The sequence below is a fragment of the Arthrobacter nitrophenolicus genome (assembly GCF_000332815.1).
Taxonomy (GTDB): domain Bacteria; phylum Actinomycetota; class Actinomycetes; order Actinomycetales; family Micrococcaceae; genus Arthrobacter; species Arthrobacter nitrophenolicus.
This window is the reverse complement of sequence record NZ_AOFD01000141.1, coordinates 1-510: the sequence shown is the minus strand read 5'-3', so window position 1 is coordinate 510 and position 510 is coordinate 1. Positions and strand designations below refer to the sequence as shown.

The 510-nt window shown below is 67.6% G+C and carries 1 pseudogene; it reads right to left on the bottom strand.

The annotated features are described in order from the left end of the window. Nucleotides 1–510, bottom strand: a pseudogene (locus tag G205_RS20490) (glycine dehydrogenase (aminomethyl-transferring)); the annotation flags it as partial.

Genomic DNA, 510 nt, shown 5'->3' with positions numbered 1-510 from the left:
CCTCCATCTCGGCCGTAGCGTTCAGCTTCATCGTGCAGGAACCCAGCGGATCATGGTGCGGTCCAACGCCAGGTCCCGGTCCGACAGCTTCCGGATATACCGCAGCAGCTGCGTCTCCGACCGGTGCGTATTGAACACCGGATGCTGCAGGAAGTCCGAAGTGCGGAGCACGGCTGCGGGCAGCTCGAAGCCCTGCGCGTCCCCGACGGGACCGGCGCCGAAGGCGACGGCAACGGCGGACAGCGTTGCCGCCGTCGTCGTCTCATCGATGGAGACACCCACGGTGTCCTCGTCGATGAAGCGGAGGTTGATGCCCCGGGCCTCTGCGGCGGTCAGGACCTTGCGGGCCTTGCCCGGCACGCGGACGGTGAGGGTGTCAAAGAACGAATCGGTGACGAGTTCCCGGCCCACGGCCGCCAGCGCTGTGGCGAGGATCCGGGCGTTGTGGTTGACCCGCTCGGCGATGGCCTTCAGCCCGTCCGGGCCGTGGTAGACGGCGTAGAAGGACGA